The organism is Methylobacillus draconifructus (genome assembly GCF_045984355.1).
In the GTDB taxonomy this organism is placed as follows: Bacteria; Pseudomonadota; Gammaproteobacteria; order Burkholderiales; family Methylophilaceae; genus Methylobacillus; species Methylobacillus flagellatus_A.
Map to the genome: position 1 here is coordinate 24,973 of NZ_JBJQII010000004.1, position 13,314 is coordinate 38,286.

At 57.0% G+C, this 13,314-nt stretch carries 18 protein-coding genes, 1 tRNA gene and 1 pseudogene; 14 read left to right on the forward strand and 6 right to left on the reverse strand.

Annotated features, from left to right (window positions below; genetic code table 11):
* The first annotated feature begins 44 nt into the window (after positions 1-44).
* The 5 genes from ACJSDX_RS08930 to ACJSDX_RS08950 all read left to right on the forward strand — a co-directional run bounded on the left by ACJSDX_RS08930 (position 45) and on the right by ACJSDX_RS08950 (position 2,168).
* Positions 45-290, forward strand: coding sequence for a FitA-like ribbon-helix-helix domain-containing protein (locus tag ACJSDX_RS08930; protein ID WP_407994745.1), 246 nt, complete (start codon positions 45-47; stop codon positions 288-290).
* A complete protein-coding gene (locus tag ACJSDX_RS08935; RefSeq protein ID WP_407994408.1) occupies positions 290-730 on the forward strand; it encodes a type II toxin-antitoxin system VapC family toxin in 441 nt (146 codons plus the stop codon). The genes ACJSDX_RS08930 and ACJSDX_RS08935 overlap by 1 nt, the downstream gene beginning before the upstream one ends.
* Entirely contained in the window at positions 727-1,476 is a 750-nt protein-coding gene (locus ACJSDX_RS08940; protein WP_407994409.1) for a HesA/MoeB/ThiF family protein, read from the forward strand. The genes ACJSDX_RS08935 and ACJSDX_RS08940 overlap by 4 nt, the downstream gene beginning before the upstream one ends.
* Positions 1,477-1,571: 95 nt before the next feature.
* A complete protein-coding gene (locus tag ACJSDX_RS08945) occupies positions 1,572-1,850 on the forward strand; it encodes a type II toxin-antitoxin system RelE/ParE family toxin (protein WP_407994410.1) in 279 nt (92 codons plus the stop codon).
* A gap of 18 nt (positions 1,851-1,868) precedes the next feature.
* The gene (locus ACJSDX_RS08950; protein WP_407994411.1) at positions 1,869-2,168 is read left to right on the forward strand and encodes a HigA family addiction module antitoxin; all 300 of its coding nucleotides are present in this window, start codon (positions 1,869-1,871) and stop codon (positions 2,166-2,168) included.
* A 111-nt stretch (positions 2,169-2,279) separates the two neighbouring features.
* Here ACJSDX_RS08950 and ACJSDX_RS08955 read toward each other — a convergent pair whose 3' ends face one another.
* Together ACJSDX_RS08955 and ACJSDX_RS08960 are read right to left on the reverse strand one after the other, a co-directional pair.
* On the reverse strand, positions 2,280-3,125 hold the full coding sequence (locus tag ACJSDX_RS08955; protein WP_407994412.1) for an SPFH domain-containing protein: 846 nt from the start codon (positions 3,123-3,125) through the stop codon (positions 2,280-2,282).
* An 18-nt stretch (positions 3,126-3,143) separates the two neighbouring features.
* Positions 3,144-3,596 carry an NfeD family protein gene (locus ACJSDX_RS08960; protein WP_407994413.1) on the reverse strand — a complete coding sequence of 151 codons (453 nt, stop codon included), beginning with the start codon at positions 3,594-3,596 and terminating at the stop codon, positions 3,144-3,146.
* A 139-nt stretch (positions 3,597-3,735) separates the two neighbouring features.
* Between ACJSDX_RS08960 and ACJSDX_RS08965 the strand changes: the two genes are divergently transcribed.
* The 5 genes from ACJSDX_RS08965 to ACJSDX_RS08985 all read left to right on the forward strand — a co-directional run bounded on the left by ACJSDX_RS08965 (position 3,736) and on the right by ACJSDX_RS08985 (position 9,031).
* Positions 3,736-4,371, forward strand: a complete 636-nt coding sequence (locus ACJSDX_RS08965) for a PEP-CTERM sorting domain-containing protein (RefSeq protein ID WP_407994414.1) — start codon at positions 3,736-3,738, stop codon at positions 4,369-4,371.
* A 106-nt stretch (positions 4,372-4,477) separates the two neighbouring features.
* A complete protein-coding gene (locus ACJSDX_RS08970) occupies positions 4,478-5,044 on the forward strand; it encodes a LemA family protein (protein ID WP_407994415.1) in 567 nt (188 codons plus the stop codon).
* A 16-nt stretch (positions 5,045-5,060) separates the two neighbouring features.
* On the forward strand, positions 5,061-5,972 hold the full coding sequence (locus ACJSDX_RS08975) for a hypothetical protein (protein ID WP_407994416.1): 912 nt from the start codon (positions 5,061-5,063) through the stop codon (positions 5,970-5,972).
* A gap of 42 nt (positions 5,973-6,014) precedes the next feature.
* Entirely contained in the window at positions 6,015-8,846 is a 2,832-nt protein-coding gene (locus tag ACJSDX_RS08980; protein WP_407994417.1) for a valine--tRNA ligase, read from the forward strand.
* A 32-nt stretch (positions 8,847-8,878) separates the two neighbouring features.
* Positions 8,879-9,031, forward strand: a complete 153-nt coding sequence (locus ACJSDX_RS08985) for a bestrophin family ion channel (protein WP_407994418.1) — start codon at positions 8,879-8,881, stop codon at positions 9,029-9,031.
* A 4-nt stretch (positions 9,032-9,035) separates the two neighbouring features.
* On the opposite strand, the gene ACJSDX_RS08990 is transcribed toward ACJSDX_RS08985, so the two are convergent.
* The 3 genes from ACJSDX_RS08990 to ACJSDX_RS09000 form a co-directional block, all read right to left on the reverse strand.
* Positions 9,036-9,281 carry a sulfurtransferase TusA family protein gene (locus ACJSDX_RS08990; RefSeq protein WP_309566980.1) on the reverse strand — a complete coding sequence of 82 codons (246 nt, stop codon included), beginning with the start codon at positions 9,279-9,281 and terminating at the stop codon, positions 9,036-9,038.
* 2 nt (positions 9,282-9,283) lie between these two features.
* Positions 9,284-9,619: a rhodanese-like domain-containing protein gene (locus ACJSDX_RS08995; RefSeq protein ID WP_407994419.1), complete on the reverse strand. Its 336-nt coding sequence runs from the start codon at positions 9,617-9,619 to the stop codon at positions 9,284-9,286.
* 145 nt (positions 9,620-9,764) lie between these two features.
* Entirely contained in the window at positions 9,765-9,932 is a 168-nt protein-coding gene (locus tag ACJSDX_RS09000) for a YgjP-like metallopeptidase domain-containing protein (RefSeq protein ID WP_407994420.1), read from the reverse strand.
* A 137-nt stretch (positions 9,933-10,069) separates the two neighbouring features.
* Between ACJSDX_RS09000 and ACJSDX_RS09005 the strand changes: the two are divergent.
* Positions 10,070-10,384 (forward strand): annotated as a pseudogene (locus ACJSDX_RS09005) (DUF4143 domain-containing protein); the annotation flags it as partial.
* Between the two features lie 283 nt (positions 10,385-10,667).
* Here the strand turns inward: ACJSDX_RS09005 and ACJSDX_RS09010 are convergent.
* A tRNA-Phe gene (locus tag ACJSDX_RS09010) sits at positions 10,668-10,743 on the reverse strand.
* A gap of 167 nt (positions 10,744-10,910) precedes the next feature.
* Between ACJSDX_RS09010 and cobT the strand changes: the two genes are divergently transcribed.
* From cobT to cobC, 3 genes are read left to right on the forward strand one after another with little or no spacing between them, the layout of a single operon-like run.
* Positions 10,911-11,978: a nicotinate-nucleotide--dimethylbenzimidazole phosphoribosyltransferase gene (gene cobT / locus ACJSDX_RS09015; RefSeq protein WP_407994422.1), complete on the forward strand. Its 1,068-nt coding sequence runs from the start codon at positions 10,911-10,913 to the stop codon at positions 11,976-11,978.
* Positions 11,975-12,721: an adenosylcobinamide-GDP ribazoletransferase gene (locus ACJSDX_RS09020; RefSeq protein ID WP_407994423.1), complete on the forward strand. Its 747-nt coding sequence runs from the start codon at positions 11,975-11,977 to the stop codon at positions 12,719-12,721. Before cobT ends, ACJSDX_RS09020 begins: the two co-directional genes overlap by 4 nt.
* A gap of 16 nt (positions 12,722-12,737) precedes the next feature.
* Positions 12,738-13,313, forward strand: a complete 576-nt coding sequence (gene cobC / locus ACJSDX_RS09025; RefSeq protein ID WP_407994424.1) for an alpha-ribazole phosphatase — start codon at positions 12,738-12,740, stop codon at positions 13,311-13,313.
* The last annotated feature ends 1 nt before the right edge of the window (position 13,314 follow it).

A 13,314-nucleotide genomic window follows, 5' to 3' on the forward strand; every position in this document is an offset into this window, starting at 1 on the left:
ATGATTACAATGATTGCATTGCAATCATTTTGTGAGGTGGCATGATGGCGAGTTTGACAATCAGAAACCTGGATGAGGGCGTGAAAAGCAAACTGCGGCTGCAGGCTGCGGCGCATGGCAGGTCCATGGAGCAAGAGGCTAGGGAGATTTTGCTGCGGGCTGTCAGCCATGCAGGCCAGCCGCAGGTGAATTTTGCCGAGCGGGTGCGCCAGCGGTTTGCCGGGATTGAAGTTGACGCATTGCCGGTTCCGCAGCGGCAGCCGGCGCGTATGACATCGATGGATGAATAATGGCGCAGGGCGGGATTCTGCTTGATACCAATGTGTTGTCGGAGTTGATGCTTCCGCTGCCAGCCCCTGAGGTAATGGCATGGTTTGCCCGGCAACCGGTTGCGAACCTTTACACAAGCGCGATCACACAGGCGGAAATGTTGCTGGGTGTGGCCTTGTTGCCGGAAGGCAAGCGCAAGCACGCCTTGGCGACAGCCGTCAGCCAGATGTTCGAGGAGGATTTTGCCGGTGCTTGCCTGGCTTTCGACCATGTTGCCGCGCAGGAATATGCATTGCTGGTGGCAGGGTCGCAGTTGAAGGGAGTCGTGATGACGACTGAAGATGCGCAGATCGCTGCGATTGCCTTGCGTCATCAATTGGCACTCGCTACTCGCAACACCAAGGATTTTCTTAATATTCCGGGATTGCAACTCGTGAATCCCTGGCAAACTTCTCCATGAACGATAACCAGCTTCTCCGCTACAGCCGCCATATCCTCCTGCCGCAGATCAGTTACGAGGGGCAGGAGCAGCTTGTCAACAGCCATGTCCTGGTGATCGGAGCCGGCGGGCTGGGTTCCCCGGTGGCGCTTTATCTTGCGGCCGGCGGCGTGGGCAGGCTGACGATATGCGATTTTGACGAGGTGGACCTCACCAACCTGCAGCGGCAGATCATTCATACCACGGCTGCGGTGGGACGCAACAAGGCGGTCTCGGCTGCGGAAACAATAGCGACGCTCAATCCTGAAGTGACGGTGAATCCCCTGCAGCAGCGCATGGACGAGGCAAGCCTGCGAGAGTTGGTGCAGGCTGCGGATGTCGTGGTCGATTGCACGGATAACTTCACGGTGCGCTATGCCGTGAACCAGGTGTGCGTAGAGCTGCGCAAGCCGTTGGTGTCAGGGGCCGCGATCGGGTTCGAGGGGCAGGTGACGGTCTTCGATATGCGGCATGACGACAGCCCCTGCTACCATTGCCTGTTCCCCAACCTCGGCGGCGACGAAGGGCTGCGCTGTGCTGAGAACGGCGTGTTTGCGCCGCTGGTGGGAATGATAGGCACTACCCAGGCCGCAGAGGCGATGAAGCTGTTGCTGGGCCTGGGCAAGAGCTTGCAGGGCAGGTTGCTGTTGCTGGATACGATCAATATGGAATGGCGCAGCCTCAAGCTGGCAAAAGACCCGACTTGTCCGGTGTGTGCTAGTCAATAAGCATTGGACTTTGTAACAAGACAGCATGTTGAGTTCGTGCTTGGCAAGTGTAACGAATTCCGTTACACTTGCGTGTGCGAGATTGAAAGTGCGTCATGATTAAGAGCTTTGCTTGCCAGAAAACTGAAGGATTATTCAACCGGGATCGGGTGCCTAAATTCGTGAATATTGAACGAGTGGGCAGACGTAAGCTCAATATGTTGAATGCTGCTGTTACCTTGGAAGATTTGAAAGCGCCACCAGGAAACAAGTTGGAATCTTTGAAGGGTGATCGTCAAGGTCAGCATAGCATCCGCATTAATGATCAGTGGCGTATTTGTTTTGTCTGGACGGACAGCGGACCAGAAAATGTTGAGATTGTTGATTATCACTGACAAAGGAGTGAGAGTGATATGGTCAAGTTATCGCCAATTCATCCAGGAGAAATCCTGTTTTACGAATTCATTGAACCATTCGGGCTGAGTCAACGTGGGTTGGCTACGGCAATGCAAGTTCCACCGCGTCGCATTAATGAGATTGTTCACGGGATCAGAGGGATTACTGCTGATACGGCGATTCGGCTGGGTGTTGCGCTAGGAACAACCGCACATTTTTGGATGAATTTGCAGACTCAGTATGATCTTGAGGTTGCGCAAGACAAGCTCAAAGAAGAAACAATTGCCTTGCATCGGTTGGAGGTTATTCCGGTGTAATTGTTACCCAGCAGATTTTCTAGCTAACTTATACAACATCGCTGAGTAGTGAATCTATTTATTGATTAATAAAAAAGGGAGCAAGTGCTCCCTTTTTCTTCGATATTTTGTTTACTTGCTGCCGCCCACCAATGCCTTGACAGCGCTGACCACGTCTCCCGGCATCACGACGATCTTGCTGTTGTTGGCGTTGGACATGCGCTGCAGGGCCTGGATGTAGCGGTCGCCGAGCAGGAAAGTGGCGGAGGTGTCGTTCTGCTTCACGGCTTCGGCAATCAGGCGGATTGATTCCGCGGAAGCCTCGGCGGCCACCTTTTGCGCTTCCGCATCCTTGCGGGCCGCTTCCAGCCTTGCCTCGGCATTGAGGATAAGCGATTGCTTGTCGCCCTCGGCGCGCGTCACCACGGCAACACGCTCGCGCTCCGCCGATGCCTGCTGCTCCATGGCGTTCTGCATGTTCACGGATGGCTTGATGTCCTGGATTTCCACCGACTTGACCGTGAGGCCCCAGTCGGCGGCCTCGTCGGCAATGGCATTCTTCAGTTCGCTCTTGATGCGCTCGCGCGAAGTGAGGGCTTCATTGAGGTCCATGCCGCCGATGATGGAGCGCAGGTTGGTCTGCACCATGTTGCGCATGGCTTCGCGGAAATCCTCGATGCCGTAGACGGAGCGCTCGATGTTGGTCACTTTGATAAAAGCGACGGCGTTGGCGAGAATGACGGCGTTATCCTTGGTGATGACGTCCTGTTCGGGCACGTCGAGGATGATGTCCTTGGTGGTGACCTTGTAGGTCACCTTGCTGAAGATCGGGTTGATGATGTGCAGGCCGGGGGTGATCACGGCATTGAACTTGCCCAGGCGTTCCACCACCCATTCCTCGCCCTGCGGCACGATGCGGATGCCTTTCCACGCCAGGACGGCGACGGCGGCGATCAATACAAATGCGAATTCGAACATGGTTTCTCCTTGTGGATATTATCCGGTGGTTTTCTTGCTGACGCGCAGGCGGTTGCCTTCCACCGCCACGACGACGGCTTCGGCGCCAGCCTCGATTTCCTCATTGGCGATAGCGACCCATTGGCGGCTGCCCAGCACGCCCTGGGCGAACTCGATCAGGCCGTTCTGCCTTGGGCTGACCGGTTCGATGATGACGCCGGTGCGGCCGATTTCATCGCCGCGCGATTGCCCGATGCTGGAATCGTCCTGTTCGCGGCGATAGAACTGCTTCCAGATCGCGAGCGAGCCCAGGGATAACACGGCAAAAATGACTAGCTGCCAAGCCGTGCCCAATGCAGGGAATAAATAGATGAGCAAGGCAATCTCTAAGGCGGCGCTGCCAAACCAAAGGATGTACAGTGTCCCGGAAAGTATTTCCAGCGCGATCAGGGCTAATCCGAGTATGCCCCATATCCAGAGCGGTTCCAGCATCTTGATTGTGTCCCGTTGAGTGTTTAGTCCGTCATCGTACCAGAACTTTACCCTGGCAATATGGTCACCCAACGGGGGGGGAATTTTAAGCACGAGTTGTCATTAGGGCTTAAGTTCATTCAACATCAAGGAGGTCGTGATGAAATTTCCCGCATTGGGTTTTGTTTTAACATTGGCATTTACACCGGCAGTCCATGCCGCTACTACCATCAGCACGCTAGACCAATGGGATGGAGAAGTCTCGCCATTCGGTACGCCGGATACGGCTACCTACGGTCAGACCATTACCATTGGCGATCAGGCCCAGGTCTTGGAGTCTTTTTCTTTTATCCTGACGGACCTGAATGCGCCATTCACCATTGAAGTAGGGACTTGGACAGGTTCAAGGGTTGGGGAGATTGTTTATCAATCCGACCCGTTCCGCTTTACTGGTTCGAGCGAATATACCGAGATCACGGCGTATCCTTCCGTGAATTTGCAAGCCAATAGCCAATATGTGCTGTATTTCACTACCTCCGGTATCCAGGGCGGCGTGGAAAGCACCAATGAATGGGGTTTTGCTCCCGATACGGCATATGAAGGCGGTACGTTTGTTTACTTGAATAACGGCAACGATCGCAGCCAGCTGACCGGGACGGATTGGAATACCACCCTGGGTGGCGACCTGGCATTCACGGCGACCTTGGCCCCAGTGCCGGAGCCTAGCGTGTATGGGTTGATGCTTGCTGGCCTGGGACTGATAGGGTTTGCTGCGCGGCGCAAAATGCTTAGCTAGGGTTTGAACCACGAAGACAAAAAGCCAGCATTGCTGGCTTTTTGTTTGACGGCGTTGCCTGAGTGAGAGGATGCGGATTACACTGCCTGCAAAAAGGGGAGGGAGTATGCAGATTTTCTTGCTGGCATTGCTGGTGGTTGCTGTCGTGTATTTCATCATGGTGTACAACGGGTTGGTCAACCTCAAGAACAATGTCGAAAAAGCCTGGGCCAATATCGATGTATTGCTCAAGCAGCGGCATGACGAGTTGCCCAAGCTGGTCGATACCTGCAAGCAGTACATGCAACATGAGCAGGCCACCTTGCAACAGGTGATCCAGGCGCGCTCCCGCGTACAGGAGGCGAGCCAGCATCATGATGTTGCGGCTTTGGGCGCGGCGGAAAGCGCATTGCGCGCCGGGCTGGGGACGTTGTTTGCCGTGGCGGAGTCCTACCCCGAGCTCAAGGCCAACGAGCAGTTCCTGCATCTGCAGGCGCGCATCAGCAGCCTGGAAAACGCGATTGCCGACCGGCGCGAGTTCTATAACGAGAGTGTCAACCTGCACAATGTGCGCATCGCGCAATTTCCCGACCTGCTGGTGGCACGCACATTGGGCTTCAATCGCGAGACCATGCTGCGTTTCGCCCGCAGCGAACTCAAGGATGTCGATATCGCGGCGCGTTTCAAGCAATAGTTGCTGAATCAACCCGATGCGGCTCCTGTGGCGCGGCTGGCGTAGCTATTATCTGGATTGCCTAGGCGGCGCTACGTATCTGCTGTTGCTTGCGGTGGCCGCCCAGTCGAACAACCTCCGGGTATGGACGGTTTGCCTGGCACTCGCCGCGTTGGTCAGCCTGGTGGCCTGGGCCGGCAACTACAGGCGCAACCGCGCGATTTCGGATCTGCCCACCTCACGCATCGGTTCTGCCGCGCAGGGCTATGTCGAGCTGTATGGGCGGGCATTGCCCGATCCCGAGCATTTGATCGTTAGCCCGTTTTCCGCTGTGCGCTGCGTCTGGTACCGCTTCCAGGTGTTCCAGCGCCATGACCACAGGCATTGGCGCCTGACGCATGAAGGCGCCAGCCATGAAACCTTTGTCATCAGCGACGGTACCGGCCAGTGCTTTGTCGACCCCGACCATGCGGAAGTGATCGGGCCGGAGCGCAGGGTTAGCTATGCCGGGGACTACAAGCGCGTGGAGGAAATCCTGTTTGCTGGGTCGATTTACGTGCTGGGCGAATTCACCACGGTGGGCGGCGCGAATATGCCGCTTAACCAGAGGGAGGATGTTTCCGAATTGCTCGCGGAATGGAAGCGCGACAAAGCCGGTTTGCTGGAACGCTTTGACCTCGATGGCAACGGCGAGATCGACCTCAAGGAGTGGGAGCTGGCGCGCCGGGCCGCCGCGCGCGCGGTGGAAAGGCAGCATCGCGAGTTGCGTGCCGCACCCGGTGTACATGTAATGCGGGCGCCAGCCGACGGCCGCCTGTTTCTGCTTTCCAGCCTGTCGCCGCAGCGCCTCAAGCGGCGTTATTTATTGTTATGTTGGCTGCATGGGCTGGTGTTCGTGGCGCTCATGCTGGCGTTGCTGCGTTTGCAGTCGGGCCGGTTTTTAGCGTGACAGCGTTTTCGCATGAATGCGCTATGCTAAAATCCCACCCCTATGACTACCGATACCACTGCAAGCCAAACCCTGGATAAATCCTTTGAACCCAAGAACATAGAAAGCCGCTGGTACCAATTCTGGGAAGAGCGCGGCTACTATGCAGCCGGGCTGGATTCCAGCAAACAAGACAATTTCTGCATCCTGCTGCCGCCGCCCAATGTAACCGGCACGCTGCATATGGGGCACGGTTTCAACCAGACCATCATGGACGCGTTGACGCGCTATCACCGCATGCGCGGCGACAACACCCTGTGGCAGCCGGGCACCGACCATGCCGGCATCGCCACGCAGATCGTCGTCGAGCGCCAGCTCGATGCGCAAGGCGTCAGCCGCCACGACCTCGGCCGCGAGAAATTCCTCGAAAAGGTCTGGGAGTGGAAGGAATATTCCGGCGGCAGCATCACCAAGCAAATGCGCCGCCTGGGTACCTCGCCGGACTGGAGCCGCGAGCGCTTCACCATGGACGAGGGCTTGTCGCGCACCGTGACGGAAACCTTCGTTCGCCTGTATAACGAGGGCCTGATTTATCGCGGCAAGCGCCTGGTGAACTGGGACCCCAAGCTGCACACGGCTGTTTCCGACCTCGAAGTGGTTTCCGAGGAAGAGGACGGCCACCTCTGGCATATCCGCTATCCATTGGCGGACGGCAATGGCGAGTTGACCGTCGCCACGACGCGTCCTGAAACCATGCTCGGTGACGTCGCCGTAATGGTGCATCCCGAGGACGAGCGCTATGCGCACTTGGTCGGCAAGCACGTCAAGCTGCCGTTGTGCGGCCGGGAGATTCCGGTGATTGCGGACGACTACGTGGACCGCGAGTTCGGCACGGGAGTGGTCAAGGTGACGCCTGCGCACGATTTCAACGACTATGCCGTGGGCCAGCGCCACAAGCTGCCGATGATCAGCATCCTCACATTGGATGGCCATATCAACGATGCCGCGCCGGCGCAATACCAGGGCCTGGAGCGTTTTGCCGCGCGTAAGCAGGTGGTGGCCGACCTCGAAGCGCAGGGCTTCCTGGTCAAGGTCGATAAACACAAACTCAAGGTGCCGCGTGGCGACCGTACCGGCGTCGTGATCGAGCCCATGCTCACCGACCAGTGGTTCGTCGCCATGAGCAAGCCGGGCGCGGACGGCAAGAGCATTACCGAAAAAGCGCTGGAAGTGGTCGCCAACGGCGAAATCCGTTTCGTGCCGGAAAACTGGGTCAACACCTACAACCAGTGGCTCAACAACATCCAGGATTGGTGTATCTCGCGCCAACTCTGGTGGGGGCACCAGATTCCCGCGTGGTACAGCGATGACGGCAAGGTCTATGTCGCGCACAACGAAACCGAGGCGATCCAGCTCGCCGCCAACGATGGTTACCGCGGCAACCTGAAGCGTGACGAAGACGTGCTGGATACCTGGTATTCCTCCGCCCTGTGGCCGTTCTCTACCTTGGACTGGACCGGCGACGAGGAAAAGGACAAGGCCAACCTAGCCTTGCAGCAATTCCTGCCGTCCTCGGTGCTGGTGACCGGCTTCGACATTATCTTCTTCTGGGTGGCGCGCATGGTGATGATGACCAAGCACATCACCGGCAAGATTCCGTTCCGCGACGTCTATGTGCACGGCCTGATCCGCGATGCTGAAGGGCAGAAGATGTCCAAGTCCAAGGGCAATGTGCTCGACCCGATCGACCTGATCGACGGCATCGGCATCGAGGAACTGGTAAAGAAGCGCACTACCGGCCTCATGAACCCGAAACAGGCCGAGCAGATCGAGAAGCGAACGCGCAAGGAATTCCCGGAAGGCATTCCCGCGTTCGGTACCGACGCCTTGCGCTTCACCTTTGCTTCGCTGGCCTCTCCGGGCCGCGACATCAAGTTCGACCTGCAGCGCTGCGAGGGCTACCGCAACTTCTGCAACAAGCTATGGAATGCTACGCGTTTCGTGCTCATGAACACCGAGGGCAAGGATTGCGGCCTGGAAGACTGCAAGACCCAGCCCGAGGGCTACCTCGACTTCTCGCAGGCCGACCGCTGGATCGTCAGCCTGTTGCAGCGCACCGAGGCCGACATCGAGCGCGGCTTTGCCGAATACCGTTTCGACAACGTGGCGCAAGCCATCTACAAGTTCGTCTGGGATGAATATTGCGACTGGTACCTGGAACTGGCCAAGGTGCAATTGCAGAACGGCAGCGAGGCGCAGCAGCGCGCTACGCGCCGCACCCTGCTGCGCGTGCTGGAAACCATCCTGCGCCTTGCGCATCCCCTGATGCCGTTCATTACCGAGGAAATCTGGCAGACCGTGGGCCCGCTGTCCGGCCGCACCGGCCCCAGCATCATGCTGGAGCAATACCCGATCAGCCAGCCGGCCAAGCTGGACGAGCAGGCCGAAGCCTGGGTCGCCTTGCTCAAGGAAGCCGTGGATGCCTGCCGCAGCTTGCGCGGCGAGATGAACGTATCGCCCGCCGCGCGCGTGCCGCTGATCGCTGTGGGCGACAACGACAAGCTGGCAATCTATGCGCCTTACCTCAAGGCGCTGGCCAAGCTGAGCGAAGTCGAGATCATGGCCGACCTACCCGAGGCGGAAGCGCCGGTGGCATTGGCGGGCGATTTCAAGCTCATGCTCAAGATCGAGATCGACGTCGCCGCCGAGAAGGAGCGCCTGGGCAAGGAAATCAGCCGCCTCGAAGGGGAAATCGCCAAGGCTCAGGCCAAACTGGGCAATGAAAGCTTCGTGGCGCGCGCGCCGGCCGCCGTGGTCGAGCAGGAGAAAGCCAGGTTGGCGGCATTCAGCGACACATTGGCAAAACTGCAGGCGCAGCTTGTCAAGCTGAAATAAGGCAGGCCGGGCGCTGGATAAAAGGAAGTTTCATGATTACGCAACCGCAAAATCCCAGTGCCAGTGTCTTGCTGTACTCGCTTAAGGGCTCCATCATCCCTGCGATCTGGCGCAAGGTATTGTTCACGACCTTGCTGAGTTCCCTGGTGGTGGCAACCCACGGCAGGGCGGCTGTACCCCACTAAGCAGTCACGCCACTCTTTTTCTGATATGGAAGATGAACTCTTTCTGAGGAGCATTGCCATCTTCACCGACAGACAGCATTTCATGGCCGGTCTGTTTGCAAAAGGCCTGGAAATCTTTGACTGAGCCGGGATCGGTGGCGATGACTTTCAGTATCTCTCCTGAACCAACATCAGCCAGCGCCTTCTTGCAGCGCAGGATGGGGAGCGGACATTTGAGGCCGCGCGCATCGAGTTCTTGATGAAATTCCATGATCAATCCGTTTTTGTGACAAAAGTATAGCCGGCATTGGCCCAGGCCAGGGTGCCGCCACGCAGGTTATACACATTCCCGCGTTCCATGTTGCCTGCGATGAATGCCGCTGCCTGTGCGGATCGGATGCCGCTATGGCAATAGAATACCAGCGGGGTTTCCTCATGCTCGCATAATAGGCTCCCCATGCCGGGAATCACCATCATGGGCAAGTGCATGGCGCCTTCGATCACGCCGCGCGCCACCTCGTCATCGTTACGCACATCGACGAGGATGGCTTTTTGCGAGGAAAGCAACGCATGCAGCTCTTGCGCGTCGATGTCGGTGTGGCTGACCATGAGAAATCCAAACAACTGAAGAAAGAGCGCGCCATCTTACCATAACCATACACTAGTCTTTTCTTGAGCCATTGATGCGGTTGCCGCCCATTGGTAGCTAAACATGCTTGTGCTCGCGCCAAGTCAGCCATACCCGCATATCGAATTACAACTGGAGATAGCTAGGCTCCATATAGTGGTATAGCTGGTAGAACGCCTTGTTGTGGTCGTGTTCTTTCAGGGGAGAGAGTTCATGCACCACGATCATGCGCAGGAATGCTTCCGGCGCATCGCGAAAAAGTGCCGCAATGCGGATCTCGTTCTTGCTTTTCAACCTGTTGCCTTGCTTGCGGAAGATCAAGGTGTTGGTGCCTAGCGTGCCTTTACCGGGTCATGATGGCGGTATTCTCGACATTCCCACCTTGTGTGGGCAATTGGAAGGTGTGAACATACTGGCGTGAAACTCCAGAGTTTTCTTACTGGATTGATGGCAAGAGCAAGCAGGAAGTGGATATCGTCACCAGCATCGCAGACCGCCTCGTGCCGTTTGAAGTGAAATATCAGGATACTCCAATCACGCCAGCTCGCCTGAAAGGCATGCGGCAGCTGATGACGGAAAGGCAGGCGTCGCAGGGGTATGTGATTACCCAGCGCTGGGAAGATTTCAGGCGTATTCCTGTAATGAAGCCAGGCAAACATAGTAAGGAGCCTCAGGAAGAAAATTCAGCCATTGGAGAGGCCGTGGCTATTCCGGCACCCATTGCATGTTATTGGATGTCGGAGTGATTTTATCGAGAGCACATTTCGTGTGTGGCAGGCAATATATTGATAAGGAATGCGTGTAATGGTTGATAACTCATCGCAAGATTATGTGACCATTCTTGATGGAGAGTGGCAAAAGGTATGAATCAGTGGTCGATTCTCTTGTCACTGCATGCGCTTTCAATTGCGCAGACTCTAGGGCCGGAATAGGCTGAAAGATTGCTCAGGAATCGTGGGTGTTTATCAGGCATTGTCTAGTAATGAAAAAGGGCTAGCTCATCACTGAAGCTAACCCTTTGGTATTCCTTGGTGGCCAGGGGCAGAATCGAACTGCCGACACGCGGATTTTCAATCCGCTGCTCTACCAACTGAGCTACCTGGCCATACTACTTACTTATTACGTTGGCTCTTGAGCTCACGCAAGGCCAGCATTATAGCAAACTTCGGCGTTTCGTCCAGCTGGGATCGAAAAAATTCGTGTTTTATTCCCGTGGTTTAAAAAAGTTGCGTGCTCGGGTATGCTCCAGGCTTGATTTAAAAAGTAAATTTCATGAGTCACCAACCACTGCCATTGCCAGAATTTGCGATATCCCCATTGGATCACGGTCTGAAAGCCGCGCTGCAAGCCAAGATCGACAATAAAACCAAGCCGAGAGGTGCATTGGGCCAGCTTGAAGGCCTGGCGTTGCAGCTTGGCCTGATCCAGCAATCATTGACGCCTGTCCTGCAACGTCCGGCCATGCTGGTGTTCGCGGGCGACCATGGGGTGGTCGAGGAAGGCGTCAGCCCATATCCAAAGGAAGTCACGCGGCAGATGGTGATGAACTTCCTGAATGGCGGCGCGGGGATCAATGTGTTTACGCGCCAGTATGGGATGCGGATCAGGATTGTGGATGCCGGGGTGTGCCATGAGTTTTCGGCGCATCCGGAGCTGATTCGTGCCAAGGTTAGCATGGGAACCAGTAACTTCCTCAAGATGCCCGCCATGTGCCCGTATATGTGCAACCAGGCCCTGGTCAACGGTTACAAGCTCGCACAGGCGGAAGCCGATGCCGGCACCAATGTGATGGGGTTCGGTGAGATGGGAATCGGCAATACCACTTCCGCTTCGGCCATTGTCGCGGTGCTGTGCAATTTGCCGGTGGAGCAATGCGTCGGTCGCGGCACGGGCCTGGATGACGCCGGCGTGGCCCACAAGGCGGACGTGATCCGTCGGGCGATAGCACGCCACCAGGTGGACAATAAAGATCCTTCGGCGGTGCTGGCGACTTTTGGCGGATTCGAGATCGCCATGATGGTGGGCGCGATGTTGGGCGCTGCAGAACAGCGGGTCGCCCTGTTGATCGACGGCTTTATCGCGACGGCGGCCTTGCTGGTGGCGAGCCGGATAGCTCCCGCTATATTGGAGTACTGTATTTTCGCGCATTGTTCCGACGAGGCGGGTCATAAACTGGTGCTGGAGCAACTGAAGGCCAAGCCTTTGCTCAACCTTGGCTTGCGCCTTGGAGAGGGGACTGGCGCTGCGCTGGCGTATCCGCTGGTGCAGGCTGCAGTAAATTTCCTCAATGAGATGGCGTCGTTCGACTCTGCCAACATCAGCCGGCAGGGTGCTTCATGAGCCAGCAGTGGCGCTTGCTCCTTCTGGCCCTGGGTTTTTTCACGCGCCTGCCGGTGCCCGCCATCCAGAATTTTGATTCCGCCGAGCTGAACGATGCGGCACGCTATTTCCCGCTGGTGGGCATTCTCGTCGGGTTGGTGGCGGCGCTGGTATTGTATTTGAGCTTGCAAATATTGCCCGCAACGGTGGCTATCGTCCTCAGCATGGCGGCGACGGCATGGTTGACCGGCGCGTTCCATGAGGATGGGTTGGCGGATACCATGGACGGCCTGGGTGGCGGCTGGGCGAAAGAACAAGCGCTGGCCATCATGAAGGATTCCCGCATCGGCAGCTATGGCGCGATAGCGCTTTTCCTGGCTTTGCTGCTTAAATTTGCCAGCCTTGACCATATCAGGATTGAATTGGTGCCGTTCGTCCTCTTAGCGGCCCATGCCGCGAGCCGGCTTGCCGCCGTGCTGGTGATGGCTACCCAGGAATACGTGCGGGAGGAGGGCAAAGCCAAGCCTTTGGCGGCCAAGCCGTCGGTCGCGGGCCTATGGATTGCCGCAGTGTCGGGCCTGGCGCCAATGGTATTGCTGCCGGCCAGGCTGTGGCTGGCGTTGCTGCCGGTCGTGCTTGTCTGGCTCTGGTTTAGCTTCAAGCTAAGGCAGCGCCTGGGAGGTTATACGGGCGATTGCCTGGGCGCCATGCAGCAGCTCACTGAGCTGGCGTTTTATCTCGGCGTTTTGATTCTGGCATCCTGATATGTGGAGTATGTAATTGGAAATTTACCTGGTGCGTCATACGACGCCGGATGTTCTGCCCGGCACATGCTACGGGCATAGCGACATTGACGTCACGGAGACGTTTCTTGCCGAGTTCGATGCGTTGTACCCCAAGCTCAAGCACCTTAAGCATCCTGCTATTTACAGCAGCCCCTTGCAACGCTGCATGAAGCTGGCCGAGTCGGTAGCCGCCACATTCAGCCCGCGGGTGGCGGTGCAAGCTGATGCCAGGCTCAAGGAGCTGAACTTCGGCGATTGGGAAATGCAATCCTGGAACGATATCCCGCGCGGGCTGGTGGACGTATGGGCGGAGGACCATGTGCGGCACGTGCCGCCGAATGGGGAGTCCTTCCTGCAGCTTTCCCAGCGCGCGCAATCCTTTATTGCAGATTTGCAGCATCATGAACGGCCGGCCCTGGTGTTCACGCATGCGGGCGTCATCCGGGCGCTGGCCGGCTATGCGCTGGACCTGCCGCTGGTGCATACCTTCAAGCTACAGATCGACTATGCCAGCGTGAGCAAGATCATCGTGGAAGAACGGTTGACCAGGGTGGCCTACGTCAATCGCTGAG

Excerpts from the sequence above, each read along its gene's own strand:
- cobT (WP_407994422.1), top strand. The coding sequence starts at position 10,911 with ATGAGTCACCAACCACTGCCATTGCCAGAATTTGCGATATCCCCATTG.
- ACJSDX_RS08945 (WP_407994410.1), top strand. The coding sequence starts at position 1,572 with ATGATTAAGAGCTTTGCTTGCCAGAAAACTGAAGGATTATTCAACCGG.
- ACJSDX_RS08960 (WP_407994413.1), bottom strand. The coding sequence starts at position 3,596 with ATGCTGGAACCGCTCTGGATATGGGGCATACTCGGATTAGCCCTGATC.
- ACJSDX_RS08930 (WP_407994745.1), top strand. The coding sequence starts at position 45 with ATGGCGAGTTTGACAATCAGAAACCTGGATGAGGGCGTGAAAAGCAAA.
- ACJSDX_RS08970 (WP_407994415.1), top strand. The coding sequence starts at position 4,478 with ATGCAGATTTTCTTGCTGGCATTGCTGGTGGTTGCTGTCGTGTATTTC.
- ACJSDX_RS08975 (WP_407994416.1), top strand. The coding sequence starts at position 5,061 with ATGCGGCTCCTGTGGCGCGGCTGGCGTAGCTATTATCTGGATTGCCTA.
- ACJSDX_RS08990 (WP_309566980.1), bottom strand. The coding sequence starts at position 9,281 with ATGGAATTTCATCAAGAACTCGATGCGCGCGGCCTCAAATGTCCGCTC.
- ACJSDX_RS08985 (WP_407994418.1), top strand. The coding sequence starts at position 8,879 with ATGATTACGCAACCGCAAAATCCCAGTGCCAGTGTCTTGCTGTACTCG.
- ACJSDX_RS09020 (WP_407994423.1), top strand. The coding sequence starts at position 11,975 with ATGAGCCAGCAGTGGCGCTTGCTCCTTCTGGCCCTGGGTTTTTTCACG.
- ACJSDX_RS08980 (WP_407994417.1), top strand. The coding sequence starts at position 6,015 with ATGACTACCGATACCACTGCAAGCCAAACCCTGGATAAATCCTTTGAA.
- ACJSDX_RS08955 (WP_407994412.1), bottom strand. The coding sequence starts at position 3,125 with ATGTTCGAATTCGCATTTGTATTGATCGCCGCCGTCGCCGTCCTGGCG.
- ACJSDX_RS08965 (WP_407994414.1), top strand. The coding sequence starts at position 3,736 with ATGAAATTTCCCGCATTGGGTTTTGTTTTAACATTGGCATTTACACCG.
- ACJSDX_RS08950 (WP_407994411.1), top strand. The coding sequence starts at position 1,869 with ATGGTCAAGTTATCGCCAATTCATCCAGGAGAAATCCTGTTTTACGAA.
- ACJSDX_RS08935 (WP_407994408.1), top strand. The coding sequence starts at position 290 with ATGGCGCAGGGCGGGATTCTGCTTGATACCAATGTGTTGTCGGAGTTG.
- ACJSDX_RS08940 (WP_407994409.1), top strand. The coding sequence starts at position 727 with ATGAACGATAACCAGCTTCTCCGCTACAGCCGCCATATCCTCCTGCCG.
- ACJSDX_RS08995 (WP_407994419.1), bottom strand. The coding sequence starts at position 9,619 with ATGGTCAGCCACACCGACATCGACGCGCAAGAGCTGCATGCGTTGCTT.